The organism is Mesorhizobium sp. CA4 (assembly GCF_020165075.1).
In the GTDB taxonomy this organism is placed as follows: Bacteria; Pseudomonadota; Alphaproteobacteria; order Rhizobiales; family Rhizobiaceae; genus Mesorhizobium.
On the sequence record NZ_JAIUHK010000058.1, the window covers coordinates 1 to 26442 of the forward strand.

A 26442-nucleotide genomic window follows, 5' to 3' on the forward strand; every position below is an offset into this window, starting at 1 on the left:
GCGTAGAATCACAACCGATTCCGCGCCGCAATACCTATCTTAGCGCCTATGCCCTTGCGGGGGAGATGGCCGGCAGGACAGAGGGGGGTGTGAAGGAACTCGACGTGGGCCAATAAGCCCTAGTGCCTTCGCATCGCTTTCGGCGCGTGCCCATGCTCCTCACGAAACGCCCTTGCAAAGCTCGACATCGACGCAAAGCCGCAGGCCAGCGCCACATCGCGCACCATCAGCGTCGAATGCGCCAGCAGGTCGGCAGCCCGCTTAAGTCGCAGCCGCCGGTAATATCCATTGGGCGAGATATCCAGCTCGGCGCGAAAACTGCGCTCGAGCTTGTCGGGCGAGACGCCGAGCCGTTGCGCCAGCTCCGCCATGCCGAGCCTTTCCTCAACCGCATCTTCCATGATCGCGATGGCCGACAGCACCAGCTCGTTCTTAATGCCGGTGCGCAGCCTGAGCGGCATCAGCTTGCGGTCGACGCTCGACCGCAACGGCGAGTGCACGAACCATTCGGCGACACCCGCCGCGATCTCGGCGCCATAGTCTTGCGTGATAATTTCCAGCATCATGTCGAGGCTGCCGACGCCGCCGGCCGAGGTGAAGCGCTTGCGGTCGATCACGAAGAGATCGCGCCGAAGATCGATATCCGGAAAAGCCTCGGCGAAGGCGGCCTGGCTGGTCCAGTGCAAGGTGCAGGCATGGCCGTCGAGCAGGCCGGCGCGGGCGAGGAAGAATGCGGCGTCAGCGACAGCGCCGATATGCGCGCCGCCGCGCAGGCTTTTGCGGATCCAACTCATCGCTTCATCGGCCACGACATGATCGGCATCGCCACCGGAACACACGACGATGCGGTCGACCTTCGGCGCGTCGGCGGCCGAGAAGCCGGGCTGGATGACGACGCCGTTGGAGGCCTCGACCGTGCCTCGATCGGCGCCGACGATCACCCAACGGTAGCAGTCGCGCTTCGCAAGAATGTTGACGGCGCGTAAGGGTTCGATGACGGAAGAAAACGCCATCATCGGAAAGCCGGGAAAGACCAGCACCGCAAAGGTGAGGGGCGCTCCGCCCGTCGGTTTTTCCTGGCCGCGTGAACTCACGGCCGGCGGCCGTAGCGCGGCATCACGATATCGGCGGTAAGCGGAGCGAGTTCCATGCCGCTTGCCAGCTCCGGCTTAAGCCACATCATCTCCTCGATCTCGGCCGCCGGCACCGGCTCGCCGGTGATGGAGAGTTCGAATAGCTCGGCCTCGACGCAGGCGTCCGGCTCATTGGCGGCGGGCGCAGAAAACGAGCCGAGATGGCAGGCCGCGGCCGGATCGACGGCAACGCCCAACTCCTCCCGCAATTCGCGCGCGAGGGCGGCGGCAGGCAATTCACCCGGCTCGATCTTGCCGCCGGCCTGCATGAAGACGCTGGTGCCCCGCTTGCGTACCAGAAGCAGCCTGCCGCCGTCGTCGCGGATGACGGCGGCGGCGATGCGGATCGTCCTCGCCGTCGCTGTTCTGGAATGGCTGGAGGTCACGATAGACTGTTTCCCGGCGGCGGTTTTGGTGGCAAAGAGAGGTGAACTGTAGCTGGCCGTGCGGCCGGCTTGCAACGGAGACGACACGAATGTTCGCGGCAACCGCCATTGACACCAAGGACAAGCCGGCCTTCTACAAGGAGTTGGCGGTGCAATTGAAGGCTCTGCTGGAAGGCGAGGGCGATTCCGTCGCCAATGCCGCCAACACCGCGGCGCTGATCTACCAGATGGTGCCCGACCTCAACTGGGCCGGATTCTATTTCCTCGCCTCCGACAACGAGTTGGTGCTCGGGCCGTTCCAGGGCAAGCCCGCCTGCGTTCGTATCGCCGTCGGCAAGGGTGTCTGCGGCAAGGCCATCGAGCTCGACATGTCGATGCTGGTCAAGGACGTCAACGAATTTCCCGGCCATATCGCCTGCGATGCCGATTCGCGCTCGGAGCTGGTCGTGCTTCTGCGCGATGCCGAAGGCGCGTTCGGCGTGCTCGATCTCGACAGTCCGCTGCCCGGCCGCTTCGACAAGGAAGACCAGGCGGGCATCGAGAAACTCGCCGCGATCTATGTCGCGGCCTGTGAGTTCGAGGACGATGACGAGGACTGAGGTGAGGCCGGTCTCGGGCTACCTCAGACGAGCTTCACCAGTGTCAGGCTGAAGCCCGCGATGAAGATGAACGCCGAGAAGGCCAGCACCAGAGGCTGAAGACCGCGCGAGCGCAGCTGGGAAATATCGGCCTGAAGGCCCATGGCGGTGAGCCCCATGGTCAGCATGACCTGCGCGGCCAAAGCGATTGCGGTATGGATCTGGGCCGGGACCGCAATCAGGCTGTTCAGCGCCACGACCGCGACGAAGGCGACGACGAACCAGGGCATGGGCGGCTTGGCGCCGGAACCATCGCCGCTGCCGCGGCGTGCCATGACGCCGAGCGCGATCACCATCGGCGCCAGCAGGGCGACGCGCGTCAGCTTGGCGACGGTCGCCGTCTCGCCGGCAAGCGTTCCATTCTGGAAGCCTGCGCCGATCACCTGCGCCACCTCATGGATCGAGGCTCCCGCCCACAGGCCGAAGGCGTGCTGGTCCAGGCCGAAGACCGGCGCCAGCAGCGGAAAGCCGAGCATGGCGACGGTGCCGAACAGCGTGATCGCGGCAACCGCATAGGTGACGTCCTCGTCGCGCGCATCGGTGACGATGTTGGTGGCGACGATCGCCGAGGCGCCGCAGATCGAGGTGCCGGCGGCGATAAGCTGCGCGAGCTTGGCATCGACGCCGATCAGCTTGCCGAGCGTGACGGTGAAGAGGAAGGTGGCGCCAAGCGTGGCCGCGACGATGCCGACGCCGCCGAGGCCGATCCCCACCACCTGGCCGAGCGTGAGTTGGAAGCCGAGCAGCACGATGGCGAAGCGCAGCAGACGCTTTTGCGAAAAGGCGATGCCCGCCTTGGCATGGGCGGGCACGCCGAGCACGTTGGAATAGATCATGCCGGCGACGACAGCCAAGGTCATCGGGCTGAACAAAGTGAGGCCGGAGAAACCGCGCGCCGAATAGGCGACGCTGGTGATCATCGCCACCAGCACCAGTCCCGGCACAACGCCGGTCGAGGCCCAAGCGATGGCGGGGCGCTCGCGTCCGGCATTGGCCGGGTTCAGGCTGTTTGGAAGATCGTTCGCGGTGACAGGCAGGAAAGACAATTCAATTCTCCAGGCACGTTCGTCCCCGAAATGCCATTCCCGAACCAATCTTTCCAACGAATTATTCGAGTTATAATGATTGATTTTTCCGAACGATTGGCGAGCCGGCAATGGGTTGGCCTGCCAGCGGGTTGGCCTAATGACCGACACCGGCCGAGCCTTGACGCTCGTCGGTTCCTCCTGCACCTTGCCGCGATGTCAACCCTCGCGCCCGCCAATGCCAAGCGACGTCGCCTTCGCCGAGTGCCGAGCGGCAGGCTAGTTGCGCGACGATAAAGCCCGATAGGATAGATCCGGTTCGTTCGTTCCTGCCCCGCCCGCGACTTCAGCCGGCGGGGTTTTTCATATCTGGAGCCTTGCAATGACCATCGATTCTTCCATCCGGTTTCGGGCGGCCGAGGCGGCGGATGCCGCCGCCATCCGCGACATCGTGCGCGCCGCCTATGCCAAATGGGTGCCGGTTATCGGCCGCGAGGCGCTGCCGATGCGCGCCGACTACGACAAGGCCGTCGCCGAGCATCCATTCGACCTCGCCATCTCGCAAGATCGCATTGTCGGCATGCTTGAGACTGTACTCGCCGAGGACCATCTCTGGATCGAGAATGTCTGCGTCGCGCCGGAGGCGCAAGGCAAAGGGATCGGCCGGCTGTTGCTGGAGCGGGCAGAGGGCAAGGCGCGCGAGGCCGGGCGCCATGAGCTTCGCCTGCTGACCAACGGCGCGTTCGAGGCGAATGTGTCGCTCTACAAAAGACAGGGCTACTCGGTCGACCGGGAAGAGCCGTTCATGAACGGCACGACCGTTTATATGAGCAAGCGGATCGCCGGATGACCGGTAATCGGAGCGTGGCAATGACTGCCAGGATCAGGGCTCAATGGCCCGCGCAGGCGGTGGAGCAGGCCAAACGACACGGTCTTCGGTCGCGCCAGGTGGCCGCCCGCATGCGCTCCGGGAATATCTACATCAACTACCCGACCTGGGACGCGGGCCTCCCCTTCGGTGGCTACAAGCAGTCCGGCAACGGCCGTGAATATGCCGAATACGGTCTGTAGGATTTCCTCGAGATCAAGGGCATCGCAGGCTACCAGGCGGCGGAGTAGGGCACTGCGGCCAGTGATCGTCGGCGCTGAAGTAAAAAAGGCGCGGTTCACCGCGTTCTTTTTCTGAAAAACAAGTCGACCAAGGACGGCCACTATACTCGAAGCAAGCGGAGACATCGCCTGGTCGGGATGAGATGACGCGTATTTATCAGGCTTGGCTGGTGCGATTGGGGCTGGCTGACTGCCTGTGTTTCTCGAACAATCGGAGCTTTGCCGGATATCCAAGCCGTATCGACGTTTGGCAACCCCCGCATTTGAATGTAGCCACGGACTTGAACCAGGAGCCTTTCCGGATAATTGGATGCCGGCATCTTGGACATTCGAATCTGAGATCTGTCTCATTCAGGTTTTGAGGAATCGACATTTTGCCACACGCTCCCATGCTCCCACCGATAGCACGTTAAAGTAGCAATGTTTCAGTCCTGCGACCGCCAGACTACCGCGTTGTAACGAGAGTGATTCCTGGCAACGCGACTGCGATCAGGCCCAAGCGTCGTGCTCGATCGACCGAGCATTTGGTTGCAAGGCGACCTTTCTGCGAAACACACCAGAAAGGATATTTGGTAAGGGTTAATTCAACCCGGCCGAGTATGGTGAGGGTGGCGGCTCCGGCTGGGTGCGGGGGGTGCGTTGGGCCAGAGCCGCCTGCACGGTCATTGTGTGGCAGTAGACCGCGCTGTGTCAGAATAGGACAGCGCGGTCTACAATTAGTTAACGCTAATGAGATGCGGCGATTGCGATGCCCTAATGCGCGCCGACTTGCCGGTGATTCCGTTGAGGGGATGGCCTGCCTGCGCGCAAGCTGGGCGTGGTCACCAGCGAGTTTCATTCTTTCCGAACTTCGAGCAATTGACCTAGCAACCCGAGGGCACAAGTCTTCCGGTAGAGTGCGGTGAAGCGCGAAAAAGCCCCGCCGGCGAGGTGCCTGCGGGGCTTTTTCAGCGGATAATCGATTAACGACGATCGCTTCCGCGGCCATCATGGTGGCCGCCGTTGTTGGCGCCAAGGCACATGGCATAGTAATCGTCATGATTGCTGCACGAATTGAGGGCCGCCTGCTGGGCATAAGCCGAACCAGCAAAGCCGGCGACAGCAACAAGAGCGAGAATTGCATTGCGAACAATCTTGGACATTTCGATTTTTCCTCTGTTTAAATTCCGGTCGAGCCGGTCGATGGCGGTTTTCCTGCAGTTCGGTTTCGGTTTGATGGCGCTTGAGCGCAAATTTGTTTCGAAACGGCAACGGCAGTAGCCGAGCCGGCCGGACGCCTCGCAAGCCATGGCGGTTCGTTTGCATGCAAATGTTTCAAAGGCTGTCCTTCTCGTTACGAGCCTTGCGCTTGCGTGCAATGCGGCGGAAACGATCGTCGGTCATCTAAGGCGCCATCAGGAAGGCGGCGGGATTGTCTCCGTCGCGACTTCGGCGAACCAGGGATGAAGTCTATGTCGATATTGAAGACATTGAACCGCATGGCCGCGGCCTTGAAATATGCGCAGGATGCCCGCAATCCAACGCGGATGCGGAACGGCATGCCGTCCGACAATCAGCTGGATATTTGCTGGCCGGTGATGCCGACAACCAAGCATCTGTCCTCGAACATCTGGGGCGGGATCTGAGATAGCGATCGCCCGGAAGCCCGATCGTCGAGCTGCGCATGGCAATTATCACCTCACGAGCCGCAGGCAACGCGCCGTAGCCGCGCTTCTCGGCACCTCCCGAGCTCGCTGCGAGTGTGTCGAGGAGCGATTTACCCGCGCCCTGCCTCGATGATGCCGACCATCGCCCGGGTAAATTCGACCATGCTGTTTGCGGTGATGGCGGCATTGTCGGGCGATTGACCGATGTGCTCGGCCGCTCCGCAACAGGACCGGCGGATGCTGTCGTAATATGGATCTCTCTCATCGTCCGGCAGTGCCGCCAAATTCAGGGCGCGACGGTGGATCATGCGCAATAGCTGCGCCAATGCTGTTTCGACACTCATGCGTTTTGCTCCGCATCGGTCGAGCGTCTCGGCACACCGAGCGCCGGATCGTCGATCGGGAGATGTCCCGATTCGCACAGGCTGCAGTGTAGCTATTAATATATCGTTGATTGCTAATATATGAAGCGCATCAATCCGGCATCGGCCAAGCAGGAATGTTGGCGGTGGCTGCAACTATCGTGTGACTTCTGTCACGGTTCTGTGCTGCAGCGTTTGGTATGGGCTTGTGGACGAGGGGCATGTCGGCACAGCCTGCTCGGCCAGGAGGGTTGATGCCCCTGTCAAACGACCTGCACGACAAGAACCTGATGTTTCAATGTCGGCGCTGCTCCACGACGATCGTCAGGAAGGGCTCCTGGATCAAGAGCATCAAAACCTTCAGATGCGAAGGGTGCCGATCCGAGGTGCGGATGACATATGGGCACAAGCTGGCGATCTTCGAACGGCACCGGCACTTGGCCGTGAAGGGCTCAAAGTAGGCGGGTGAGAGCCGTTATGGGCTGGGACGCGGATAGCACAGCGTCTCGCATTCCAATAACTGCCAGCGAATACGTAGAAAACTGGTGGGGGAACCTGGATTCGAACCAGGACTAACGGAGTCAGAGTCCGTGGGTTCTGCCGCCGTGAATTGATATTCATCAAACGAAATAAACGATCTACTGAAAGGGCAGGATGGCTTTCATGTAGTGCTGCCCCACTGGCCATTTCCGTTGAAGGGTTACAAGCACATATCCAGCGCCTCAAAGAGAGACGCCCACATTCGGAGCGCGCATGACAGTGAAGACCATCGAGTCCTCTCTCTTAAGTTCGGCAAGCGCCGGAGAGCCCGATGGATCGGCGCTAGCACCGTTCCGCCCTTAACGACCGCAACATGCCAATTACAACCGGATCGTAGGGCACCTTTTCATCACGGCTGTAGTTGATCGTAAACAGCGCGGCACGGTCAGGCGCATACTTTGATGGCCCGGACATACCTGATCTGGCCGTCTTTGATACCCGAATAGCTGGCCCATCTCGGCGTAAGGCGTCTATACGTCAATCTCCAACCCTCTTTTTCGTCCTGCATCATGCGGTGCTCGATCTCGGCTTCAAAACTGGCCGTGCCCAGCCGAGCGCCCCACACGGCCAAGAACGCCCGTCTTTCGCCTTCGAAAGCCGCGCCCTGATCCGAACGCTGCGACAGTGCGAAGCCGGGTGGAACATCGAATATGAAGCCAAATTCCTTGATCCCGAAATGCTGCCATGGCTTTGGCTGAACCAACGCGGTGGAGCACAGAATACAGGCAAAAGCCAAAACCATACGGGGCATAGCGCTACTCGTCCAAAGTGGTCGAGACTCTTGGCTAGAGTTCTCCAACGCCTCTCGCGGCGCGGGCGAGGCCGGAGACCTCCCAACAAAGCGGCGCGGCCGATTCCACGCCCGGCATTCACCCAACTTGGTGGCTGATCGAACGTTCCATTAGCGATTGCTTGACTAAACCGCTGCCCGCTCCAGACTCCCTTTATGGCGAAGGGCGGCATGAACGTCGGCGACGAGGTCGCCATCACCGCGAAGGTGCGGGATCGCGTGACGGAGATTAGCGTCAGCGTGACGATCCCCTCCTACGACTTTCCCCACTCGATTATCGACCGGACGACAGAGATCACGCATGGCCAGGAGATTGAACTGGCCGGCGACGTCACCCATGTCGACGAAGGGAAGGTCCGCCGAAGCGGAAGACGCCTCTGATGGACAAGGCGATATGACGAAGCTTTCGGAACTCGGCCCATTCGAACCTCACCTCAACGGAAAGATTTGCGAGCACGAAAGCGAGTATTTCTACCGCTGCCCCCGGTGCGGTCAGATGGTGGATGAGCGGGACGCGCGGCAGGTGGTCTGGCACTCTTTCTCGGAGCATCAGCGGCTGATCATCGATGGTGAGGCGCCTCACTTGCCATAAGCGACGAATTGTAGCTGGGCAGCCGAAGCGTGCAGGCCAAAAACTGGCAACCGACGGCTCGGGCTGGGGGGCGGGTGCGAGCTGTCGGTTACCGATTGCGGGAGGCCATCGAATCAGAAAATGCACCGATTGTGCCGGCACCGATGCTGGCGGGAACTCATGCTGTCTCGTTTCGAACGGGAAAAGCTGGCACTAGAGCAATTCCAGGAAAAGTGTGAGCGGTTTTCCGTCCGGAATTGCGTAAGAACAAGGAGATAGTGCGGTTCGCCGTTTCCGTGAAACGGTGAACCGCACTAGCCCTCCCACTGAAGATGTTGCCAGTTACCTTCCCGGCCGGTGGCTCGTCGGGTTTGAGGCTGTAGTTGGGGGCATAGCGGGCAAGGCGATTACGCTTGAGCGCAATGAACCTGCTCGCTGATTTCGTCGGAGATCACATGCGTATTTCTTCAGCGCGGACGCCGCTCCCGCGCTCGGCTGTGGAGCTGGTGGGATCGGGTGGTCAAAATTGTTGAACCGCCGAGGATGACCAACTTTTTCGCGGCGCAAAAACGCCACATGGACGATCCATCTATCTGTAACACTTAGAGAGTTCTAATGTCACTTAAGCCCTTGAAAATCCTCATAAAGAGGACTGGCTGGGGAACCTGGATTCGAACCAGGACTAACGGAGTCAGAGTCCGTGGGTCTACCGTTAACCTATTCCCCAGCAGGCGCGGGCCGGTGCCACGCGATGCAGGCGGGCTCATTTGCCGCGAGCGCTGCCTTGTAGCCGCCATCGGAAAATAGTCAAGCCCGCAGCTGAGATCAACCGCAGCCTTTTTTGAGCTTTTGTCCGATGCCGTCTTCCAGAACCGCTCCGCACTTTGGACGGCATGCATTGGCTCTGCGCCGGGCGTGGGGAAGGCTTCAGCTTTCGCCTTTGCTGTACTGCGAATGCTCGAAATAGAGCACCACGCCAAGGCCGATCAGCAGCGGAATGATGAGATAGAACAAGCGGAACACCAGAAGCGCGGCTAGCACGCCCACCGGATCCATGTCGGAAAGGCCGGTGAGGAAGACGACCTCGAACACGCCGAGCGCGCCTGGCGCATGCGACAGAAGCCCGATCGAGAACGACACCATGAACACGCCGAGCACGACGAAATAGCCGGGATTGCCGACTTCCGGCAGGGCAAAATAGATGATTGCAGCGGCTCCCAGCAGTTCGACCGGTCCGATCAGCAACTGTCGCGCCACGATCGGCAGCGCCGGGTAGTGGAGCTGGAAGCTGCCGATCGTCAATGGTCTTAGCTGCAGCCAGCTGCCGAAGGCGTAGGCGCCGATGAGGATAAGCATGGCGAGCCCCGCGGCGAATGCAGCGCCATGATGCGGCGCGCCGGTGAAGCGATCGATGATCTGCGGCTCGAACAGCAGAATGAGGCCGCCGAGGAAAACACTGGACAGGATGAAGGTGAACCAGCAGATCGCCACCAGCACGCCGACCTCCTGGCCGGTCAGCCCTCGCGTGGCATAGGCGCGATAGCGGATCACCGCGCCGGAAAACACAGAGCCACCGATATTGTGCGACACCGCGTAAGTGGTGAAGGAACACAGCGTGACGAACAGCCACGATACTTTTTTGCCGATATGCAGCAGCGCTATGTGGTCGTAGCCGGCGAGCGAGGCATAGGCGACGATCGCGCTCAGTGCTGCGAGCACCCAATCGCGCGGCGGGATGGCGTTAATGCCGGCCCAGACATCGTCGAGCGAAATGCCGCGCAGTTCGTGGATGAGCAGCCACAGCGAGAACGCCACGGCCGCGATGCCTATGAACGGCCAGAAATAGCGCCTCCAATTCATGGCGTCGTCATCATGCGCTGCAGCTCATTGACTTGATGTTGCCCAATCCTTCGAACCCGCATTTGAGACATGCCTGATTGAAGCCGGCTATTCAACCGGCAAGACATTGCCGCTACGCGATCCTGGCAAATGCGACGTTAGCGAAATTCGGCCTCGCGCTCTTGGTGATTGCGAACGGCGCTGCTACTCTGTTGCCAACTTGAAACAAATCGAGGTGCCTGCTGCGTCCGTTCCCGGTTCGCGCGGCGCCGGAAGGAACTGAAGTGGAAGACCACGATACCGGCGCGGGCGCGTCGGCAGTGGGCATGTCCGGGGCATCGCCGACGCAATCGGCGGGCCCGCACACGGCGCGATTCAGCCGCCACGCGGGCGCGCACCAAAGACATGCCAGCCAGCGACAGATTGGCCTAAGTCAGGCCGACCAGCATGGCGATCAACCGAAAGGCAAGACACGCAAGCGCCGCAAGCGCAAGCGCGGCCGCAAGGTGTTCGCGCGCGACGAGAACGGCGCTGTGCCGCCTGCCGCCACGGCGGCTAGCCAGCCTCGCAGCGGGCCTTCGCCGGTTGAGCCAAGGCTGGCGGCCCAGCAGCGTCCGCCGCAACAGGAGTTGCCCGTCTTTGCCGCGCTCGACCTCGGCACCAACAATTGCCGGTTGCTGGTCGCTGTGCCCGGCCGCCACGGTCAATTCCGCGTCATCGACGCTTTCTCGCGCATTGTCAGGCTGGGCGAGGGGCTGACCGCTAGCGGCCGGCTGGGCCAGGCCGCGATGGACCGCGCGGTAGAGGCACTGAAGATCTGCGGCGAGAAGCTGCGCAACCGCAAGATCAGGAAAGCCAGGCTGATCGCCACCGAGGCCTGCCGTTCGGCCGCCAACGGTGTCGAGTTTTTAGATCGCGTCGAGCGCGAGGCCGGGCTGAAGCTGGAGATCATCGATCGCCAGACCGAGGCCCGCCTTGCCGTTTCCGGCTGCGGTTCGCTGGTCGAGCGCGACACCCAAGGCGTGGTGCTGTTCGACATTGGCGGCGGCTCGTCGGAAATCGCGCTGATCGACCTGACCGGACGGCGTTCGCCACGACTGGCCAACCACATTGTCTCCTGGACATCGCTGCCCGTCGGCGTCGTCTCGCTCGCCGAACGCTTCGGCGGCCGCACCGTGACGCGCGAGACCTTTGCCGCCATGGTCGACGATGTGGCCGCCCGGCTGAAGGCCTTCGACGGCCGCGACCGGCTCGCGCATGTGCTGGCCAGCCCCAACTTCCATCTGCTCGGCACTTCCGGCACGGTGACCACGCTCGCCGGCGTGCATCTCGATCTCGATCGCTACGACCGCCGCCGCGTCGACGGGCTGTGGATGGACCGCGACAGCGTCGATCGCATGATCGAGCGGCTGATCGGCTGGGATTTCCAGCAGCGCTGCGCCAACCCATGCATCGGCGCCGACCGCGCCGATCTCGTGCTCGCCGGCTGCGCCATCCTGGAAGCGATCCGCGGTGTCTGGCCGTCCGAGCGGTTGCGCGTCGCCGACCGCGGCCTGCGCGAGGGAATTTTGAGCGAGCTGATGGCCGATGACGGCGTCTGGCGCAACAATGGCGGGCGCCGCGCATGATCCCAAAAGGTGGGAGCCGGTTTTTGGAAAAGCTCATGCGCAGAAGAGAACGCCGATGAGCAAGAAACCCGAAAAGCCGGGCTCGGGAAGCATTCGCGTCCTCAAGACCAGGATCAAGAAGAAGAGCGGCTTGAAGGAATCCTCGCGCCGCTGGCTCGAGCGCCATATGAACGATCCCTATGTGCAGCGCTCCAAGGCCGACGGCTACCGCTCGCGCGCCGCCTACAAGCTGATCGAGATCGACGACAAGCATCGTCTGCTGAAGCCCGGCATGAAGGTCATCGACCTTGGCGCCGCGCCCGGCGGATGGTGCCAGGTGGCAGCCGCGCGGACGAAGTCGACGGCGGAAAATCCGCATGTCGTCGGCATCGACTATCTCGAAATGGATGCGGTTCCGGGCGCCATCATCCTGCAGATGGATTTCCTCGATCCCGACGCGCCGCAAAAACTTGCCGAGGCGCTCGGCGGCCAGCCGGATGTGGTGCTGTCCGATATGGCCGCGCCCACGACCGGGCATCGCCGCACCGATCATCTGCGCACCATGCATCTGTGCGAAGTCGCGGCCGATTTCGCGCTGCACGTGCTCAAGCCCGGCGGGCATTTCCTTGCCAAGACGTTCCAGGGCGGTGCGGAGAACGAGCTCTTGTCGTTGCTGAAGCAGAACTTCCGCTCGGTCCATCATGTGAAGCCGCCGGCCTCGCGCGATGAATCAGTGGAACTGTATTTGCTGGCGAAGGAGTTTAAAGGTTCCGGACCTTCGTCATTCTAGGGCGGAGCAAGGAGCGAAGCGACGCGCGCAGACCCTAGAATCCATGCCGTTACCTCGGCCAAGAAACACAGCGGTCCAGAATTCGTGGCCGACATTCGCCGGAGCTGCTCCAAGTCCTGCACTGCAGCGGCACTGAAACATCACGGCATGGATTCTAGGGTCTGCGCTCCGCTTCGCGTCGCTCCGCCCTCGAATGACGATGTCACGGCAGGGCACACCACCACTACTTCCCCGCCGTGCCCACCGTTTCCAGCGTCTTCGGCGTGGTCAGCCGACCGTGCCCAGAGACCGCATTGCCGGCCTCCGGCGCAAGCCGCATGAAGGTTATCGAGGCTGCCGCCGAGACAGCTGCCACGATGAAGAAGGCGATGTGGAAATCGCGCAGGGTCAGCGGCCCGCCATGGATCGAGGTCGACACTTCGAGGATGCCGCCGGCCAGCGCCACGCCCATCGCGATCGACAATTGCTGGAAAACCGCCGTGATCGGCGTCGCCTTGCTGGTGTCGGCGGGCGTGATCTCCCCATAGGAGAGCGCATTGACGCCGGTGAAGAACATGGAGCGGATGAAGCCTCCGACCAAAAGGATCGCCAGCATCAGCGCGTAGGGCGTCTGCGGCGTGAACAGGCCGTAGATGGCGATCGAGGCGGCCGCGACCAGCGAGCCCCAGATCAGCACGCGCCGGAAGCCGGCGAGCCGGAAGATCAGCGCGGTGACGAATTTCATGCCGATGGCGCCGATCGCCGAGACGAAGGTGATCATGCCCGACTGGAAGGGCGTCAGCCCGAAGCCGATCTGGAACATCAGCGGCAGAAGGAACGGCACCGCGCCGATGCCGATGCGAAACAGCGAGCCGCCGAGCACGGAGGATCGGAAGACCTGGTTGCGGAACAGCTCCAGCGCCAGCAGCGGGTTCCTGGCGCGCCGCGCATGGATGAGATAAAGCGCGCCGGAGATCACCCCGACCGCCACCGTGATGAAACCGGCCATTGGCGGCAGCGCCGGCAGGCTGACGACGGAAAGGCCGAAGACGACGCCGGACGCTGCGAGACCGCTGAGCACAAATCCCCGGACATCGAGCGGCGGTGTCTCCGCAGGCTGGGTTTCGGGCAAGAACCGCGTGGCTAGCCAGATGCCCAGCAACCCGATCGGCACATTGATCAGAAAAATCCAGCGCCAGGTGAAATAGGTGGTGATGAAGCCGCCGATCGGTGGGCCGACCAGAGGGCCCACAAGCGCCGGCACGGTCAGCCAGGACATCGCCGCGACCAGCTCGCTCTTCGGCGTGGCGCGCACCAGCACCAGTCGGCCCACCGGCGTCATCATAGCGCCGCCTATGCCTTGCAGGAAGCGCGACACCACGAAGGCCGGCAGTGAATTGGAAAACGCGCAGGCGACCGAGCCCGCAATGAAGACGCCGATCGCGGCGCGAAACACCCTCTTGGCCCCGAACCGGTCGGCCATCCAGCCGCTGATAGGGATGAAGATCGCCAACGACACCAGATAGGCTGTCAGCGCCAGCTTCAGCGCGATCGGGCTGGTGTGGATGTCGACAGCGATCGCCGGCAGCGACGTCGCGATCACGGTCGAATCCATGTTCTCCATGAACAATGCGACCGCCAGGATAAGCGGGATGATGCGGTTCAAGGGAAACGCCCTGATCTGTCTTCGCGATTCTAGGCCCGGCTTGGGGGCGAACCGGTGCGACGGGGCGGTTATCACGCCTCGGCTTGGATGTCGCATTAAATTGCTGTCACTTTTGCGGGAGCGCAACCACTGGTGGGTGGAAAGTAACCGAGCGCAAGATTTTGCGATTGGCGCAACGCCCCGCTTTTCTTCCGTGCCAGGACGTGTTACCAGCCAGCGCCAATCCTGAAAGGGAAGATGAGAGTCGGCGCTGGCCAATCGGCCCGGCGCCTTTTCCGCATTCAAAAGGACTGGCCATGGCAAAAATCATCGAAACGTCCACCGGCGCGCTGGCGCTGACCTTCGACGACGTGCTCTTGCAGCCCGGCCATTCCGAGGTGATGCCGGGCGAAACCGACATCCGCACCCGCATTGCCGGCGACATCGATCTCAACGTGCCGATCCTGTCGGCGGCCATGGACACCGTCACCGAAGCGCGGCTGGCGATCGCCATGGCGCAGGCCGGCGGCATCGGCGTCATCCACCGCAATTTCTCGCCGGCCGAGCAGGCCGAGCAGGTCAGGCAGGTGAAGAAATTCGAATCCGGCATGGTGGTGAACCCCGTCACCATCGGCCCCGACGCAACGCTGGCCGATGCGCTGGCGCTGATGCGCACCTATTCGATTTCCGGCATTCCGGTGGTCGAAAATGGCGGCACCGGCGGTCACACGGTCGGCCGTCTGGTCGGCATCCTCACCAATCGCGACGTGCGCTTCGCCTCCGATCCGTCGCAGAAGGTCTATGAGCTGATGACGCGTGAGAACCTGATCACCGTCAAGGAGAATGTCGACCAGGACGAAGCCAAGCGTCTCCTCCACAAGCACCGCATCGAGAAGCTGGTGGTGGTCGACAGGAATGGCAATTGCGTCGGCCTGATCACCGTCAAGGACATCGAGAAGTCGCAGCTCAACCCGCACGCTACCAAGGATGCGCAGGGGCGCCTGCGCGCCGCCGCCGCCACAAGTGTCGGCGACGACGGCTTCGAGCGCGCCGAGCGCCTGATCGACGCCGGCGTCGATCTGCTTGTGATCGACACCGCACACGGTCATTCGCAGCGCGTGCTGGATGCAGTGACGCGGGCGAAGAAACTCTCCAATTCCGTGCGCATCCTGGCTGGCAATGTCGCCACCGCCGACGGCACGCAGGCGCTGATCGACGCCGGCGCCGACGCGGTCAAGGTCGGCATCGGTCCGGGCTCGATCTGCACGACCAGAATCGTCGCCGGCGTCGGCGTCCCGCAGTTGTCGGCGATCATGTCGGCGGTCGAGACGGCCAGCAAGGCCGGCGTCAGCGTCATCGCCGACGGTGGCATCAAATATTCGGGCGATCTCGCCAAGGCGCTCGCCGCCGGCGCAGGTGCGGCCATGATCGGCTCGCTGCTTGCCGGCACCGACGAGAGCCCGGGCGAAGTCTATCTGCACCAGGGCCGCTCCTTCAAGGCCTATCGCGGCATGGGTTCGGTCGGCGCCATGGCGCGTGGCTCGGCCGATCGCTACTTTCAGGCTGAAGTTCGCGACACACTGAAGTTGGTTCCGGAAGGCATTGAAGGGCAGGTTCCGTACAAAGGACCTGTGGCTGGCGTGCTGCACCAGCTTGCAGGCGGCCTGAAAGCCGCTATGGGTTATGTGGGTGGGCGTGACCTTGCAGATTTCCGCGAGCGCGCCACCTTTGTGCGCATATCCAACGCCGGACTTCGTGAAAGCCATGCCCATGACGTCACGATCACCCGCGAAAGCCCCAATTACCCGGGCGGAATTTGATCGGCAGGACGATCAGGCCGACCGCCGGCGGGGACTGTGGCGTGATTTGAGCGTGGCGGTGCTGCGGCTGTCGTGTCACGCGGCGGCGCTCTCCATCGCCTCGATTGCGCTGTTCCTGGTTATGACGGCGCTGGAGTTTCTCTATTTCCAGCGCTTGAGCGGCGGCTTGGCCTCGCTCGACATGCGTGTCGCCGGCTTCACGCCCGACGAAGGCATGGCCTGGCTCACGGCGCTCGGCCGTCGCGGCGGCGAGATCATCATCGTCTGGCACTACCTGACCTTCGATCTTTTGTTCCCGGCGCTGCTGTCGCTGACGCTGGTGAGCCTCATCCTCGCCTTCGGGCGGCGACTCAGCACCTTCCGCGCCATGCCGGCGCAACTCCAGGCATTGTTCTCGCTGGTGCTGGTGCTGCCATATGCGGTGGCCGACTACGCGCAGAATTTTGCCCTGGCGCGGCTGCTTTCCGACTTCCAGCTGGCCAATCCCGATTCGCTGGCCTTCGCCTCGTCGCTGACCGTCACCAAATTCGCCCTGCTGGCGATTCCGGTCTTCGTCATCGCGGTCTTCGCGCTGGCCGGGCAGCGGCGGCGCTGAGGGTAAGTGGATGCGCCAGACCGCTATCTTCTGGCCGATGCTGGCGCATGTTCTTCTGGTCTATGTCGTCTATCTGGTGATGTTCAAGCGGCGCTATCTCGCCGTGAGGTCGGGCGAGGCCAAAATCAGCCAGTACAAGGTCCGCTCGACTGAGCCCACCTCGATCGCCACCGTCGCCAACAATCTGATCAATCAGTTCGAGCTGCCGGTTCTCTTCTATGCGCTGTGCCTGGCGCTGTTCGTCACCAACGGCGTGAACTATCTGACGCTGGCACTGATGTGGCTCTTTATAGTCACGCGCTATGTTCACGCCTGGGTGCATCTCGACAGAAACTATGTGCTGCACCGCAGCCACGCCTTCTTCCTTGGCGCGGGCATACTTCTCATCGCCTGGATCTGGTTCGCGCTGCACCTGCTGGGGCTGGTTTAACGCTACAGGTCGAACACCGCGATCCGGCGCTTGTCGAACTTGATGCCGATCTCGCCGCGCACCAGCTTTAGCGCCTGCTCGCCGAAAACAGCGCGCCGCCAGCCCTGCAACGCCGCCACGTCGGCTTCGTCGCCCTCGGCGGCTATGCGGTCGATATCGTCGCTGGAGGCAAGCACCTTGGTGGCGACGCCTTCCTTCTCCGCGATGATCCTGAGCAGCACCTTGAGCAGTTCCGCCGCCGCGCTCGATCCCTCCGGCGGCTGCAAGCTTTTCGGCAGTTTCGGCATCGCGTCCTTGGGCAGCGCGAGGGCGGCGTTGACCGCGCCAAGCAGCGCGGTTGCCGTGGCGGAGCGCTCCCAGCCTTTCGGCGTGGTGCGCAGCTTGCCGAGCGCGGCCGCGTCACGCGGCGCCTGTTGGGCGATCTCGTAGATGGCATCGTCCTTGAGCACGCGGCCGCGCGGCACGTCGCGCTCGCGCGCCTCGCGCTCGCGCCAGGCGGCAACGGCCTGCACGATCGCCAGCTCCTGCGGCTTGCGCAGCCGCATCTTCAGCCGCTTCCAGGCATCCTCCGGATGCGGATCGTAGGTCTCGCGCGATGTGAGGACATCCATCTCCTCGTTTAGCCAATGTGCGCGATCCTCGCGCTTCAGCTCGGCGCTGAGATGCTGGTAGACCCTGATCAGATGGGTGACGTCGGCAAGCGCGTATTCGAGCTGCTTGTCGGAGAGCGGCCGGTGCCGCCAGTCGGTGAAGCGCGAGGACTTGTCCAGCCGAGCTCCGGTGACCTTCTGCACGAGCTGGTCGTAGGAAACGCTGTCGCCGAAGCCGCAGACCATCGCCGCCACCTGCGTGTCGAACACCGGATGTGGCACCAGATCGCCGAGATGGACGATGATTTCGATGTCCTGGCGCGCCGCGTGGAAGACCTTCAGCACAGCTTCATTGGCCATGAGCCGGAAAAACGGCTTGAGGTCGATGCCGGGCGCCAACGGATCGATAAGCGCCTCGATCCCAGGCGCGGCGATCTGGATCAGGCAGAGGATCGGCCAGAAGGTCGTCTCGCGGATGAATTCGGTATCGACGGTAACGAATTCCGACTTTTCGAACGCCGCGACAACGCTCTCGAGTTCTTCTTGTGTGGTGATGACGTGCATCAAATCGCTTTTGGCACAGTATTAGGCCTCTTTCAATTTCAGCCGCGCGCGCTTTCGTCAAGCGCCGCGACGTAAGCGGCGGCTCGATCGTCGGGTTCTCCCGTGCGAAATCGCACCGCGTGCCCGCACCCCATCCCGCAATGCCCGTCAAGCGGCTGCGGTCAGCGCCGCTAAGTGGTGCTGCCGCGCGAGCCCTTCACGCTTCATAAGCTCGCGCCGGGACCCTCTCTCTTGTCGAGCCGGATCCTGTCCCTTCCGGTATTTCGTTCGACGACGGGCGCCGGCCGAGCGCGCCCGCTGCCGCCAGGCTAAGCACGATGAACGGTATGCCGATGCCATAGGCCGAGCGGATGCCCCAATGGTCCGACACGAAGCCGAGCAGCGGCGGGCCAAGCAGGAAGGCGACGAAGGAGATCTGCGACAGTGCCGCCACATTGATTGCCGCGGCGCGATCGGTGCGCTGCGCCGCCGCCGAGATCGCCAGCGGGAAGATGGCGCTGCTGCCGATGCCCAGAAGGGAAAAGCCCAGCATCGAGATGAAGGGCAGGGGCGAGAAGAAGACGATGAAGACGCCGACCATCATCGTCGCCAACAGCACGCGCGCCACGCCGCTTGGTGAGTAACGATCAACGAAGCTGTCGGCGAAGAAGCGTGTCGTCGCCTGCGAGAAGGCGAACAGTGCGACCGTGATCCCGGCGACGAACGGGCCTGAGTCGAATACGGTGCGCATATAAATTGCCGACCAATCCATGCTGGCGCCTTCCATCAGCATGGCCGACAGCGTCACCGCGACGAGGATGAGGATCGGCAGCGTCGGCCGGGCGAACATCGGCGCCTTATCGCCGGCCGTGGCGAAGCGGGCGGGCGCCGGTTCGAAGCCGCCGACGAACAGCGCCATCGCAACTGCTACCATCGGCACTGCCAGCGCCAGATGCAGTTGCGGCGACAGGCCGAGATGCGCCAGCGCGCCGCCGAACAGGCCGGCGCCGAAGAAACCGATGCTCCAGAACGAATGCGCCCGGTTCATGATGCGGCGTTTGAGCAGGAACTCGGTCCTGTCGGCCTCGACATTCAAGATGATTTCGATGCTGCCGATCATCAGTCCGACCGGGAGCAGCATCAGGAACAGAGCGGCGGGGCCGGGCGCGTGCACCGCGATGGCATAGGTGAAGCCAAGCAGCGGCACCAGCCACAGCAGCGCGCGGCGAAAGCCGACGCGCTCCAGCATCGGTGTCGCCAGCGTCAGCGCGATAAGGGTGCCGATCGGCGTGCCGATCAGGGCGAGCCCCAGCGTACCGTCCTCGATCCCCATGGCTCGCTTGATGTCGGGCAGGCGCGGGAAGATGTTGCCCATGGCAAAGGAATAGATCGCAAAGCCCGCATAGACGCGGTGCTGGGGGGCGAGTTTCAGGCCAAGGGTCATCGCGGGAAATCCAATAAGGAGTAATGACGGGCGAACTCTCGGGTCCGCTCACGACTCCGTTTCTTGCATGAACCGGCAAAACATGCAATAACGTGCACAAATAAATAGGATCATGCATGCTTACCGAGGAACGGCATCAACTCATTCGGAACCAGTTGGCGGCGGACGGAAAGGTGCTGGCGGGCGAGCTCGCCAGCCGTTTCGGCGTTTCGGAAGACACGGTGCGCCGCGATCTGCGCGAGCTGGCGAAAGCCGGGCAGTTGCGCCGCGTCTATGGCGGCGCCGTCGCCTCCGCGCCTTTTGCCGCCGCGACGCTCAGCCAGCGCAGCCGTTATGCGGTCGAGGAAAAAACGCGGCTCGCCAGGGCGGCGGTTGGACTGCTGAGCGCCGGGCAATCGTTGTTTATCGACGGCGGCACGACCAACGAGGCGATCGCCAGGGCGATCCCGCGCGACATCCAACTGACCGTCGCCACCAATTCGCTGGGCGTCGCCTCGGCTCTGGTCGATCATCCTTTGGTCGAGCTGATCGTGCTCGGCGGCCGCTATGTGCCCGATCTCGGCACCTGCGTCGGTGCCGACACGCTCGCCGCCGTGGGGCAACTCGGCGCCGATCTGTTCTTTCTCGGATCCTGCGGGCTGGATTTCGCGCGCGGCGTCACCGCCTTCGATTCAGCCGAAGCCGAAGTGAAACGCGCCATGGCGAAAAACAGCGCCGGCATCGTCATTGCCGTCACCAATGACAAGCTCGCTACCGCCGCGCCCTATCGCGTGGCGGGGGCGGATGCGATCCGCCATCTCGTGGTGGAAAAGAGCGCGCCTCCGGCCACACTCGCCGATTTCCAAAGCCAGGGCGCGCAAATCCACTTTGCCTGACGGCCGAAGCGCGCCTGCGTGACCGCTTGCCTTGACAAAGCCGGCCTCTCATGCGCTTTTCGCGCCAATTTTCGAGCCGGGCCGTCGCCCGCAATTTCCGGACTTTACCAATGACCACGCATCGTTACCGCAGCCACACCTGTGCCCAGTTGAGAAAGAGCGACGTCGGCAATTCCGTCCGCGTGTCGGGCTGGGTGCATCGCGTGCGCGACCATGGCGGGCTGCTCTTCATCGATCTTCGCGACCATTACGGCCTGACCCAGATCGTCGCCGATCCGGATTCGCCGGCCTTCAAGGTCGCTGAGACCGTGCGTGGCGAATGGGTGATCCGCGTCGACGGCGAGGTCAAGGCGCGGCTGCCGGAAACCGTCAATCCGAACCTGCCGACCGGCGAGATCGAGATTTTCGCGCGCGAGATCGAAGTGCTGTCGGCGGCCAAGGAACTGCCGCTGCCGGTGTTCGGCGAACCGGAGTATCCCGAAGACATTCGCCTGAAATACCGCTTCCTCGACCTGCGTCGCGAGACGTTGCACAAGAACATCGTCGCGCGGACAAAAATCATCGCAGAGATGCGCAAGCGCATGGGCGAGGTGGGCTTCACCGAATTCTCGACGCCGATCCTGACCGCGTCCTCGCCGGAAGGCGCGCGCGACTTCCTGGTGCCTTCGCGCATTCATCCCGGCACCTTCTACGCGCTGCCGCAGGCGCCGCAGCAGTACAAGCAGCTGATCATGGTCTCGGGCTTCGACCGCTATTTCCAGATCGCGCCCTGCTTCCGCGACGAGGATCCGCGCGCCGACCGCCTGCCTGGCGAATTCTACCAGCTCGACCTTGAGATGAGCTTCGTCGAGCAGGACGACGTGCTCTCCACCATGGAACCCGTGCTGCGTGGCGTCTTTGAGACCTTCGCCGCCGGCAAGCCGGTGACCCAGGAATTCCGCCGCATTCCCTATGACGAGGCGATGCGCACCTACGGCACCGATAAGCCTGACCTGCGCAACCCGATCGAGATGCAGGCTGTCTCGGATCATTTCCGCGATTCCGGTTTCAAGGTTTTCGCCAACATTCTCGCGAACGACGCGAAGGCCGAGGTCTGGGCGATCCCGGCCAAGACTGGCGGCAGCCGCGCCTTCTGCGACCGCATGAACTCTTGGGCGCAAGGCGAGGGGCAGCCTGGACTGGGCTACATCTTCTGGCGCAAGGAAGGTGAAAAACTCGAAGGCGCCGGTCCGATCGCCAAGAACATCGGCGAGGAGCGCACCGAGGCGATCCGCCAACAGCTCGGCCTTGCCGATGGCGATGCCGCCTTCTTCGTCGCCGGCGACCCGAAGAAGTTCGTCACCTTCGCGGGAGCAGCGCGCACGCGCGCCGGTGAAGAGCTGAACCTCGTCGACCGCGATCGTTTCGAGCTCTGCTGGATCGTCGATTTCCCGTTCTTCGAATGGAACGAGGACGAGAAGAAGATCGACTTCGCCCACAACCCGTTCTCCATGCCGCAGGGCGGCATTGATGCGCTCAACGGCCAGGAGCCGCTCGGCATCAAGGCGTTCCAGTACGACATGGTCTGCAATGGCTTCGAGATCGCGTCGGGCGGCATCCGCAACCATCTGCCGGAAACCATGGTCAAGGCTTTCGAGATGGTCGGCCTGGACCGCGCGACGGTGGAAGAGCGCTTCGGCGGCCTCTACCGCGCGTTCCAGTATGGCGCGCCGCCGCATGGCGGCATGGCGGCCGGCGTCGACCGCATCGTCATGCTGCTCGTGGGCGCCAAGAACCTGCGCGAGATCACCATGTTCCCGATGAACCAGCAGGCCTACGACCTGCTGATGAACGCGCCGTCCGAAGCGACCCCGCAGCAGCTGCGCGAGCTGTCGCTGCGCGTCGCGGTGGCGAAGAAGGACTGACGGCAGCGCTGCAACTGCCCTTTCTCCCCGTCACTATACGGGGAGAAATGTCCGGCAGGACAATGAGGGGCAGCGCGGTGCTGGCGATTTACGGGCCGCCGTAGCAGGCAGGGCCTTCTAACAGGCAATCGGTCCTGCATCGAATTCATTTCATTTGCGAGCGTCGGCGGTGCCCCTCATCCGCCTGCCGGCACCTTCTCCCCGTATAGTGACGGGGAGAAGGCAGCTAGTCCGATCAGTCCTGGTTCGCCTTGACCTTGACGCCCAGCGTCTTCGGCAGGTCGAGCGGGTTGGACATGGCGCCGGCCATGATCAGCGCGAACGGCACCGATGACGGCGGCTCGGCCGAGATTTCCAGGCTCTTCGGATTGTCGAGGAAGGTGTTGACCGCCGCCGAGACTTCCGCAGTCAGCTCGGGATTGTTGAGCTGCGCCATGCCGAACGGCACGATCGCCTTGGCCTGGTTGGCGACGTCCTTGGCCGACATGCCCTGCTGCTTGCCGACATAGTCGAGCACCTTGCCGGTCAGCGAATCGTCCTCGAAGCGCACCGATGCGCCGTTGAAGGAAAGCTGCTGCATCAGGCCGAGCATGGCCATGCCTTGCGCGGAATTGTCGGCGCCTTCCGGCTGGGCGGCGAGCTTCTTCTGCATCTCCTGCATCGACTTGATGAAGTCGAGCGTGTAGCCGCCGAGGTTGAAGGTCATGCCGAGCGTGCCGGCATTCTCGACCGAGATGTCATATTTCGACAGCTCCATCTTGCCGTCGCTCGGCTGCCAGGTGCCGGCCATTGCAATGTTGCCTGAGATGTTCTGGTAGCCGAGCGCCTCGATCGCTTCCTTCGATTTCGCGTCGTCGACCAGCGAGAGATCCGCGGTGAATTTTTCGGTGTTGGCGGTGAAGTCCATCGCCTTGCCGTCGGCCGGCGGGGTGATCTGAACGGCAAGCCCGTCCATCGCGAACGCCGTCTTGTCGCCGACCTTGACCGTCATGTTGGCGAGTTCCGCCGACTTGTACATCATCAGTGAGCCGAGCGGATCGGTGCCGCCTTCGGCCGGGACCTTCATATCGTGAACGACCACCGGGCTGAGATTGAGCGTCACGCCGTCCTTGCTGTGCTCGAAGGGCGAGGTCGAGACGGTGGCGATCTCATAGCCGCCATTGGCTTCGCTGACCCCTTCCAGCTTCACGTCGCCGATCGGCAGTGCTTCCTTCTCGGCCGCCGGCTTGATGGAAACACCCTGCAGCACGGCGTTCGAATCGTCGCCCGAGACACCGGTCCAGGAAATGTCGACGCCCTGGGCGGCAAGGGCTGCCTTGATGCGCTCGGCCACCGCCGGATCGGCGGCAAAGGCCGCATTGAGCGGCAGCGTCAGCAGAAAGGTCGAAAAAGCCAATTTCTTGAGCGTCGAGCGTTGGATTGTCATGGCGAGTTCCCTGTCCTGATTTGGCTATGATGAAATTTGTTTTGAAACCTGCTCCATCACCATTCCGTGAGGAACGGGACGGGAAGAAGGCATGTCCCGGCACATTTGTCGAAAACGGCGATGAAAAGCAAACTGCGGGCGGCAGCCTTTGCGCGATGCGGTGAATTTGTCATGAAGACCGCGGCTTTCCTCCGCCAGCGCGTTGTATTGCCAGATAGCGGCCGCATGTAACGGATTGATGTTGGCCGGCGTCATGTTGCCGGCTAAGCCTGTTGCAGATTGGCGGCAAATTGCAGCCGCCGCGACGCCGCTTCCGTGAAATCCTTCACGCCGCCGGCTGCATGTCTGCGGCCGCGGCGAATGCGCCGATCTTCACGCGGCGCTTGCCGCGAATCACCCGCTCGGCTAGTCCAAATCCATGGGAAAAAGGCTTTTGCCGCCCGATGACAATGGCGGCGGCGATAAAATCGAACCGGTCGATCTGAAGGAAGCGCTCGAGCGGCGCTATCTGGCTTATGCGCTGTCGACCATCATGCACCGGGCACTGCCGGATGTGCGCGACGGACTGAAGCCGGTCCATCGCCGCATCATGCATGCCATGCGGCTGCTCAGGCTCAACCCCGATCAGGGCTTCGCCAAATGCGCCCGCATCGTGGGTGACGTGATGGGTAAGTTCCATCCGCATGGCGACCAGTCGATCTACGACGCGCTGGTGCGGCTGGCGCAGGATTTCTCGATGCGCTACCCCCTGGTCGACGGGCAGGGCAATTTCGGCAACATCGACGGCGATAATGCCGCCGCCATGCGCTATACCGAAGCGCGCATGACCGAGGTGGCGAGCGAGCTGCTTGCCGGCATCACCGAGGACGCGGTGGACTTCCGGCCGACCTACAATGAAGAGGACGAGGAGCCGTCCGTTCTGCCGGGCGCCTTCCCGAACCTGCTCGCCAACGGCTCGTCGGGCATTGCCGTCGGCATGGCGACCTCGATCCCGCCGCACAACGCGGCCGAGCTTTGCGACGCAGCACTCCACCTGATCGAGCATCCGGAAGCGCCGGTGGCGAAGCTGATGGATTTCGTCCAGGGACCGGATTTCCCGACCGGCGGCATCATTGTCGACAGCCGCGCCTCGATCCTCGAAGCTTATGAGACGGGCCGCGGCGGTTTCCGCGTGCGCTCCAAATGGGGCCAGGAGGACCAGGGCAGGGGAACCTGGAGCATCGTCGTCACCGAGATCCCCTACGGCGTGCAGAAGGCCAGGCTGATCGAGAAGATCGCCGAGCTTTTGATGGCGCGCAAGCTGCCGCTGCTCGAAGACATCCGCGACGAGAGTGCGGAAGACATCCGCATCGTGCTGGTGCCGAAGAGCCGCACCGTCGATCCCGGCATCCTTATGGAATCGCTGTTCAAGCTCACCGAGCTCGAAAGCCGTTTCCCGCTCAACATGAATGTGCTGTCGCGCGGTAAGGTGCCGAACGTTCTTTCGTTGAAAGGCGTGCTGAAGGAGTGGCTCGACCACCGCCGCGACGTTCTGATCCGCCGCTCGAAATACCGGCTCGGCGAGATCGAGAAGCGGCTGGAAATCCTCGCCGGCTACCTGATCGCCTATCTCAACATCGACGAGGTCATCAGGATCATCCGCGAGGAGGATGAGCCCAAGCAGGTGATGATGGCCCGCTGGTCGCTCACCGACAACCAGGCCGAAGCCATCCTCAACATGCGCCTGCGCGCCCTGCGCAAGCTCGAAGAGATCGAGATCCGCAAGGAATTCGACGGCCTCACCGCCGAGAAGAAGCAGATCGAGGCGCTGCTGGCGTCGGACGCCAAGCAGTGGGCGACAATCAAGTGGGAGGTCACAAAGGTCCGCGATCAGTTCGGTCCCGAGACCGAGCTCGGCAAGCGGCGTACTCAGTTTGCCGACGCTCCGGAACATGACCTGACCGACATCGCGCATGCAATGATCGAGCGCGAGCCGGTTACGGTGGTGGTGTCGGAAAAGGGCTGGCTGCGTGCCATGAAAGGCCACCTGACCGACCATTCGCAGCTTGCCTTCAAGGAAGGCGACAGCCTGAAGCTCGCCTTCCATGCCCAGACCACGGACAAGATCCTGGTCTTCACAACCGGCGGTAAGTTCTACACCATCGGCGCCGACCGGCTGCCGGGCGGGCGCGGCCATGGCGAGCCGATCCGCATCATCGTTGACATGGAGAACGACCAGGACATCGTCACCGCCTTTGTCCACGATCCGAAGCGCAAGCTGCTGCTCGTCTCCTACGACGCCAACGGTTTCGTGGTTTCGGAGGAAGAGGTCGTCGCCAACACCCGCAAGGGCAAGCAGGTGATGAACGTCAAGGCGCCGGACGAGGCCAAGCGCTGCATTCCGGTTTCGGGCGACCATCTCGCCATCGTCGGCGAGAACCGCAAGATGCTGATCTTCCCGCTCGCCGAAATTCCGGAAATGGCGCGCGGCAAGGGCGTGCGCCTGCAGAAATACAAGGACGGCGGCGTGCTGGACCTGAAGACCTTCACCCTGGAGACGGGGCTCTCCTGGCAGGACTCGGCCGATCGCACCTTCACCAAGTCGCGCGAGGAGCTGGCCGAGTGGATCGGAGCACGTGCCGCCGCCGGCCGTATGGTGCCGAAGGGTTTCCCCAGGACGGGGAAATTTGGCACCTAATCTCCCCCCTTGAGGCATAGGCGCTAAGATAGGTATTGCGGCGCGGAATCGGTTGTGATTCTACGCTGGAGATGACA

At 62.7% G+C, this 26442-nt stretch carries 25 protein-coding genes, 1 tRNA gene and 1 pseudogene; 14 read left to right on the plus strand and 13 right to left on the minus strand.

The window, feature by feature from the left end:
• Positions 1-119: 119 nt before the first annotated feature.
• Positions 120-1016, minus strand: a complete 897-nt coding sequence (locus LB528_RS28715) for a GlxA family transcriptional regulator (protein WP_263484295.1) — start codon at positions 1014-1016, stop codon at positions 120-122.
• 74 nt (positions 1017-1090) lie between these two features.
• Positions 1091-1519, minus strand: coding sequence for an NUDIX hydrolase (locus tag LB528_RS28720; protein ID WP_224518394.1), 429 nt, complete (start codon positions 1517-1519; stop codon positions 1091-1093).
• Between the two features lie 89 nt (positions 1520-1608).
• Here LB528_RS28720 and LB528_RS28725 point away from each other — a divergent pair, with 89 nt between their 5' ends.
• The gene (locus LB528_RS28725) at positions 1609-2118 is read left to right on the plus strand and encodes a GAF domain-containing protein (protein WP_224717128.1); all 510 of its coding nucleotides are present in this window, start codon (positions 1609-1611) and stop codon (positions 2116-2118) included.
• Positions 2119-2141: 23 nt separating this feature from the next.
• Here the strand turns inward: LB528_RS28725 and LB528_RS28730 are convergent, their stop codons facing one another.
• Positions 2142-3203 (minus strand): YeiH family protein, encoded by a 1062-nt coding sequence (locus LB528_RS28730; protein WP_224717129.1) that lies wholly within the window; start codon positions 3201-3203, stop codon positions 2142-2144.
• A gap of 361 nt (positions 3204-3564) precedes the next feature.
• Here LB528_RS28730 and LB528_RS28735 point away from each other — a divergent pair, with 361 nt between their 5' ends.
• Together LB528_RS28735 and LB528_RS28740 are read left to right on the plus strand one after the other, a co-directional pair.
• Positions 3565-4032 carry a GNAT family N-acetyltransferase gene (locus LB528_RS28735; protein ID WP_224717130.1) on the plus strand — a complete coding sequence of 156 codons (468 nt, stop codon included), beginning with the start codon at positions 3565-3567 and terminating at the stop codon, positions 4030-4032.
• A gap of 86 nt (positions 4033-4118) precedes the next feature.
• Positions 4119-4253 (plus strand): annotated as a pseudogene (locus LB528_RS28740) (aldehyde dehydrogenase family protein); the annotation flags it as partial.
• Positions 4254-5254: 1001 nt separating this feature from the next.
• Here the strand turns inward: LB528_RS28740 and LB528_RS28745 are convergent.
• The gene (locus tag LB528_RS28745; RefSeq protein WP_224717131.1) at positions 5255-5581 is read right to left on the minus strand and encodes a hypothetical protein; all 327 of its coding nucleotides are present in this window, start codon (positions 5579-5581) and stop codon (positions 5255-5257) included.
• A 189-nt stretch (positions 5582-5770) separates the two neighbouring features.
• On the opposite strand from LB528_RS28745, the gene LB528_RS28750 reads away from it, so the two are divergent.
• Positions 5771-5917 carry a hypothetical protein gene (locus LB528_RS28750; protein ID WP_224717132.1) on the plus strand — a complete coding sequence of 49 codons (147 nt, stop codon included), beginning with the start codon at positions 5771-5773 and terminating at the stop codon, positions 5915-5917.
• 131 nt (positions 5918-6048) lie between these two features.
• Here the strand turns inward: LB528_RS28750 and LB528_RS28755 are convergent, their stop codons facing one another.
• A complete protein-coding gene (locus LB528_RS28755) occupies positions 6049-6282 on the minus strand; it encodes a hypothetical protein (protein WP_140633997.1) in 234 nt (77 codons plus the stop codon).
• Between the two features lie 943 nt (positions 6283-7225).
• The gene (locus LB528_RS28760; RefSeq protein WP_224717133.1) at positions 7226-7591 is read right to left on the minus strand and encodes a hypothetical protein; all 366 of its coding nucleotides are present in this window, start codon (positions 7589-7591) and stop codon (positions 7226-7228) included.
• Between the two features lie 210 nt (positions 7592-7801).
• On the opposite strand from LB528_RS28760, the gene LB528_RS28765 reads away from it, so the two are divergent.
• Complete coding sequence (locus tag LB528_RS28765) at positions 7802-8011, plus strand: hypothetical protein (protein WP_318012368.1); 210 nt, start codon at positions 7802-7804, stop codon at positions 8009-8011.
• A 13-nt stretch (positions 8012-8024) separates the two neighbouring features.
• Positions 8025-8222 (plus strand): hypothetical protein, encoded by a 198-nt coding sequence (locus tag LB528_RS28770; protein ID WP_224518385.1) that lies wholly within the window; start codon positions 8025-8027, stop codon positions 8220-8222.
• 632 nt (positions 8223-8854) lie between these two features.
• Here the strand turns inward: LB528_RS28770 and LB528_RS28775 are convergent.
• Positions 8855-8928, minus strand: a tRNA-Gln gene (locus tag LB528_RS28775).
• 200 nt (positions 8929-9128) lie between these two features.
• A complete protein-coding gene (locus tag LB528_RS28780; protein ID WP_224518384.1) occupies positions 9129-10061 on the minus strand; it encodes a YbhN family protein in 933 nt (310 codons plus the stop codon).
• A 263-nt stretch (positions 10062-10324) separates the two neighbouring features.
• On the opposite strand from LB528_RS28780, the gene LB528_RS28785 reads away from it, so the two are divergent.
• Together LB528_RS28785 and LB528_RS28790 are read left to right on the plus strand one after the other, a co-directional pair.
• Positions 10325-11668 carry a Ppx/GppA phosphatase family protein gene (locus tag LB528_RS28785; RefSeq protein WP_224518383.1) on the plus strand — a complete coding sequence of 448 codons (1344 nt, stop codon included), beginning with the start codon at positions 10325-10327 and terminating at the stop codon, positions 11666-11668.
• 55 nt (positions 11669-11723) lie between these two features.
• Positions 11724-12437, plus strand: coding sequence for an RlmE family RNA methyltransferase (locus LB528_RS28790; RefSeq protein ID WP_224518382.1), 714 nt, complete (start codon positions 11724-11726; stop codon positions 12435-12437).
• A gap of 223 nt (positions 12438-12660) precedes the next feature.
• Here the strand turns inward: LB528_RS28790 and LB528_RS28795 are convergent, their stop codons facing one another.
• Entirely contained in the window at positions 12661-14082 is a 1422-nt protein-coding gene (locus tag LB528_RS28795; RefSeq protein WP_224717134.1) for an MFS transporter, read from the minus strand.
• 296 nt (positions 14083-14378) lie between these two features.
• On the opposite strand from LB528_RS28795, the gene guaB reads away from it, so the two are divergent.
• From guaB to LB528_RS28810, 3 genes are read left to right on the plus strand one after another with little or no spacing between them, the layout of a single operon-like run.
• Positions 14379-15881 carry an IMP dehydrogenase gene (gene guaB / locus LB528_RS28800; RefSeq protein WP_224717135.1) on the plus strand — a complete coding sequence of 501 codons (1503 nt, stop codon included), beginning with the start codon at positions 14379-14381 and terminating at the stop codon, positions 15879-15881.
• A gap of 46 nt (positions 15882-15927) precedes the next feature.
• Entirely contained in the window at positions 15928-16476 is a 549-nt protein-coding gene (locus LB528_RS28805; protein ID WP_224717136.1) for a hypothetical protein, read from the plus strand.
• A gap of 10 nt (positions 16477-16486) precedes the next feature.
• Entirely contained in the window at positions 16487-16906 is a 420-nt protein-coding gene (locus LB528_RS28810; protein WP_224717137.1) for an MAPEG family protein, read from the plus strand.
• Positions 16907-16908: 2 nt separating this feature from the next.
• Here LB528_RS28810 and rnd read toward each other — a convergent pair whose 3' ends face one another.
• Positions 16909-18060 carry a ribonuclease D gene (gene rnd / locus LB528_RS28815; RefSeq protein ID WP_224717138.1) on the minus strand — a complete coding sequence of 384 codons (1152 nt, stop codon included), beginning with the start codon at positions 18058-18060 and terminating at the stop codon, positions 16909-16911.
• A 196-nt stretch (positions 18061-18256) separates the two neighbouring features.
• The gene (locus LB528_RS28820; protein ID WP_224717139.1) at positions 18257-19483 is read right to left on the minus strand and encodes an MFS transporter; all 1227 of its coding nucleotides are present in this window, start codon (positions 19481-19483) and stop codon (positions 18257-18259) included.
• A 116-nt stretch (positions 19484-19599) separates the two neighbouring features.
• Between LB528_RS28820 and LB528_RS28825 the strand changes: the two genes are divergently transcribed.
• Together LB528_RS28825 and aspS are read left to right on the plus strand one after the other, a co-directional pair.
• Positions 19600-20358 (plus strand): DeoR/GlpR family DNA-binding transcription regulator, encoded by a 759-nt coding sequence (locus LB528_RS28825; protein WP_224518373.1) that lies wholly within the window; start codon positions 19600-19602, stop codon positions 20356-20358.
• 110 nt (positions 20359-20468) lie between these two features.
• Entirely contained in the window at positions 20469-22262 is a 1794-nt protein-coding gene (gene aspS, locus LB528_RS28830; RefSeq protein WP_224717140.1) for an aspartate--tRNA ligase, read from the plus strand.
• Between the two features lie 235 nt (positions 22263-22497).
• Here the strand turns inward: aspS and LB528_RS28835 are convergent, their stop codons facing one another.
• Both LB528_RS28835 and LB528_RS28840 read right to left on the minus strand, forming a co-directional pair.
• Positions 22498-23688, minus strand: coding sequence for a hypothetical protein (locus LB528_RS28835; RefSeq protein ID WP_224717141.1), 1191 nt, complete (start codon positions 23686-23688; stop codon positions 22498-22500).
• A gap of 24 nt (positions 23689-23712) precedes the next feature.
• A complete protein-coding gene (locus tag LB528_RS28840) occupies positions 23713-23943 on the minus strand; it encodes a hypothetical protein (RefSeq protein ID WP_224717142.1) in 231 nt (76 codons plus the stop codon).
• Positions 23944-24106: 163 nt separating this feature from the next.
• Between LB528_RS28840 and parC the strand changes: the two genes are divergently transcribed.
• Positions 24107-26365, plus strand: a complete 2259-nt coding sequence (gene parC / locus LB528_RS28845) for a DNA topoisomerase IV subunit A (RefSeq protein WP_224717143.1) — start codon at positions 24107-24109, stop codon at positions 26363-26365.
• Positions 26366-26442: the final 77 nt, after the last annotated feature.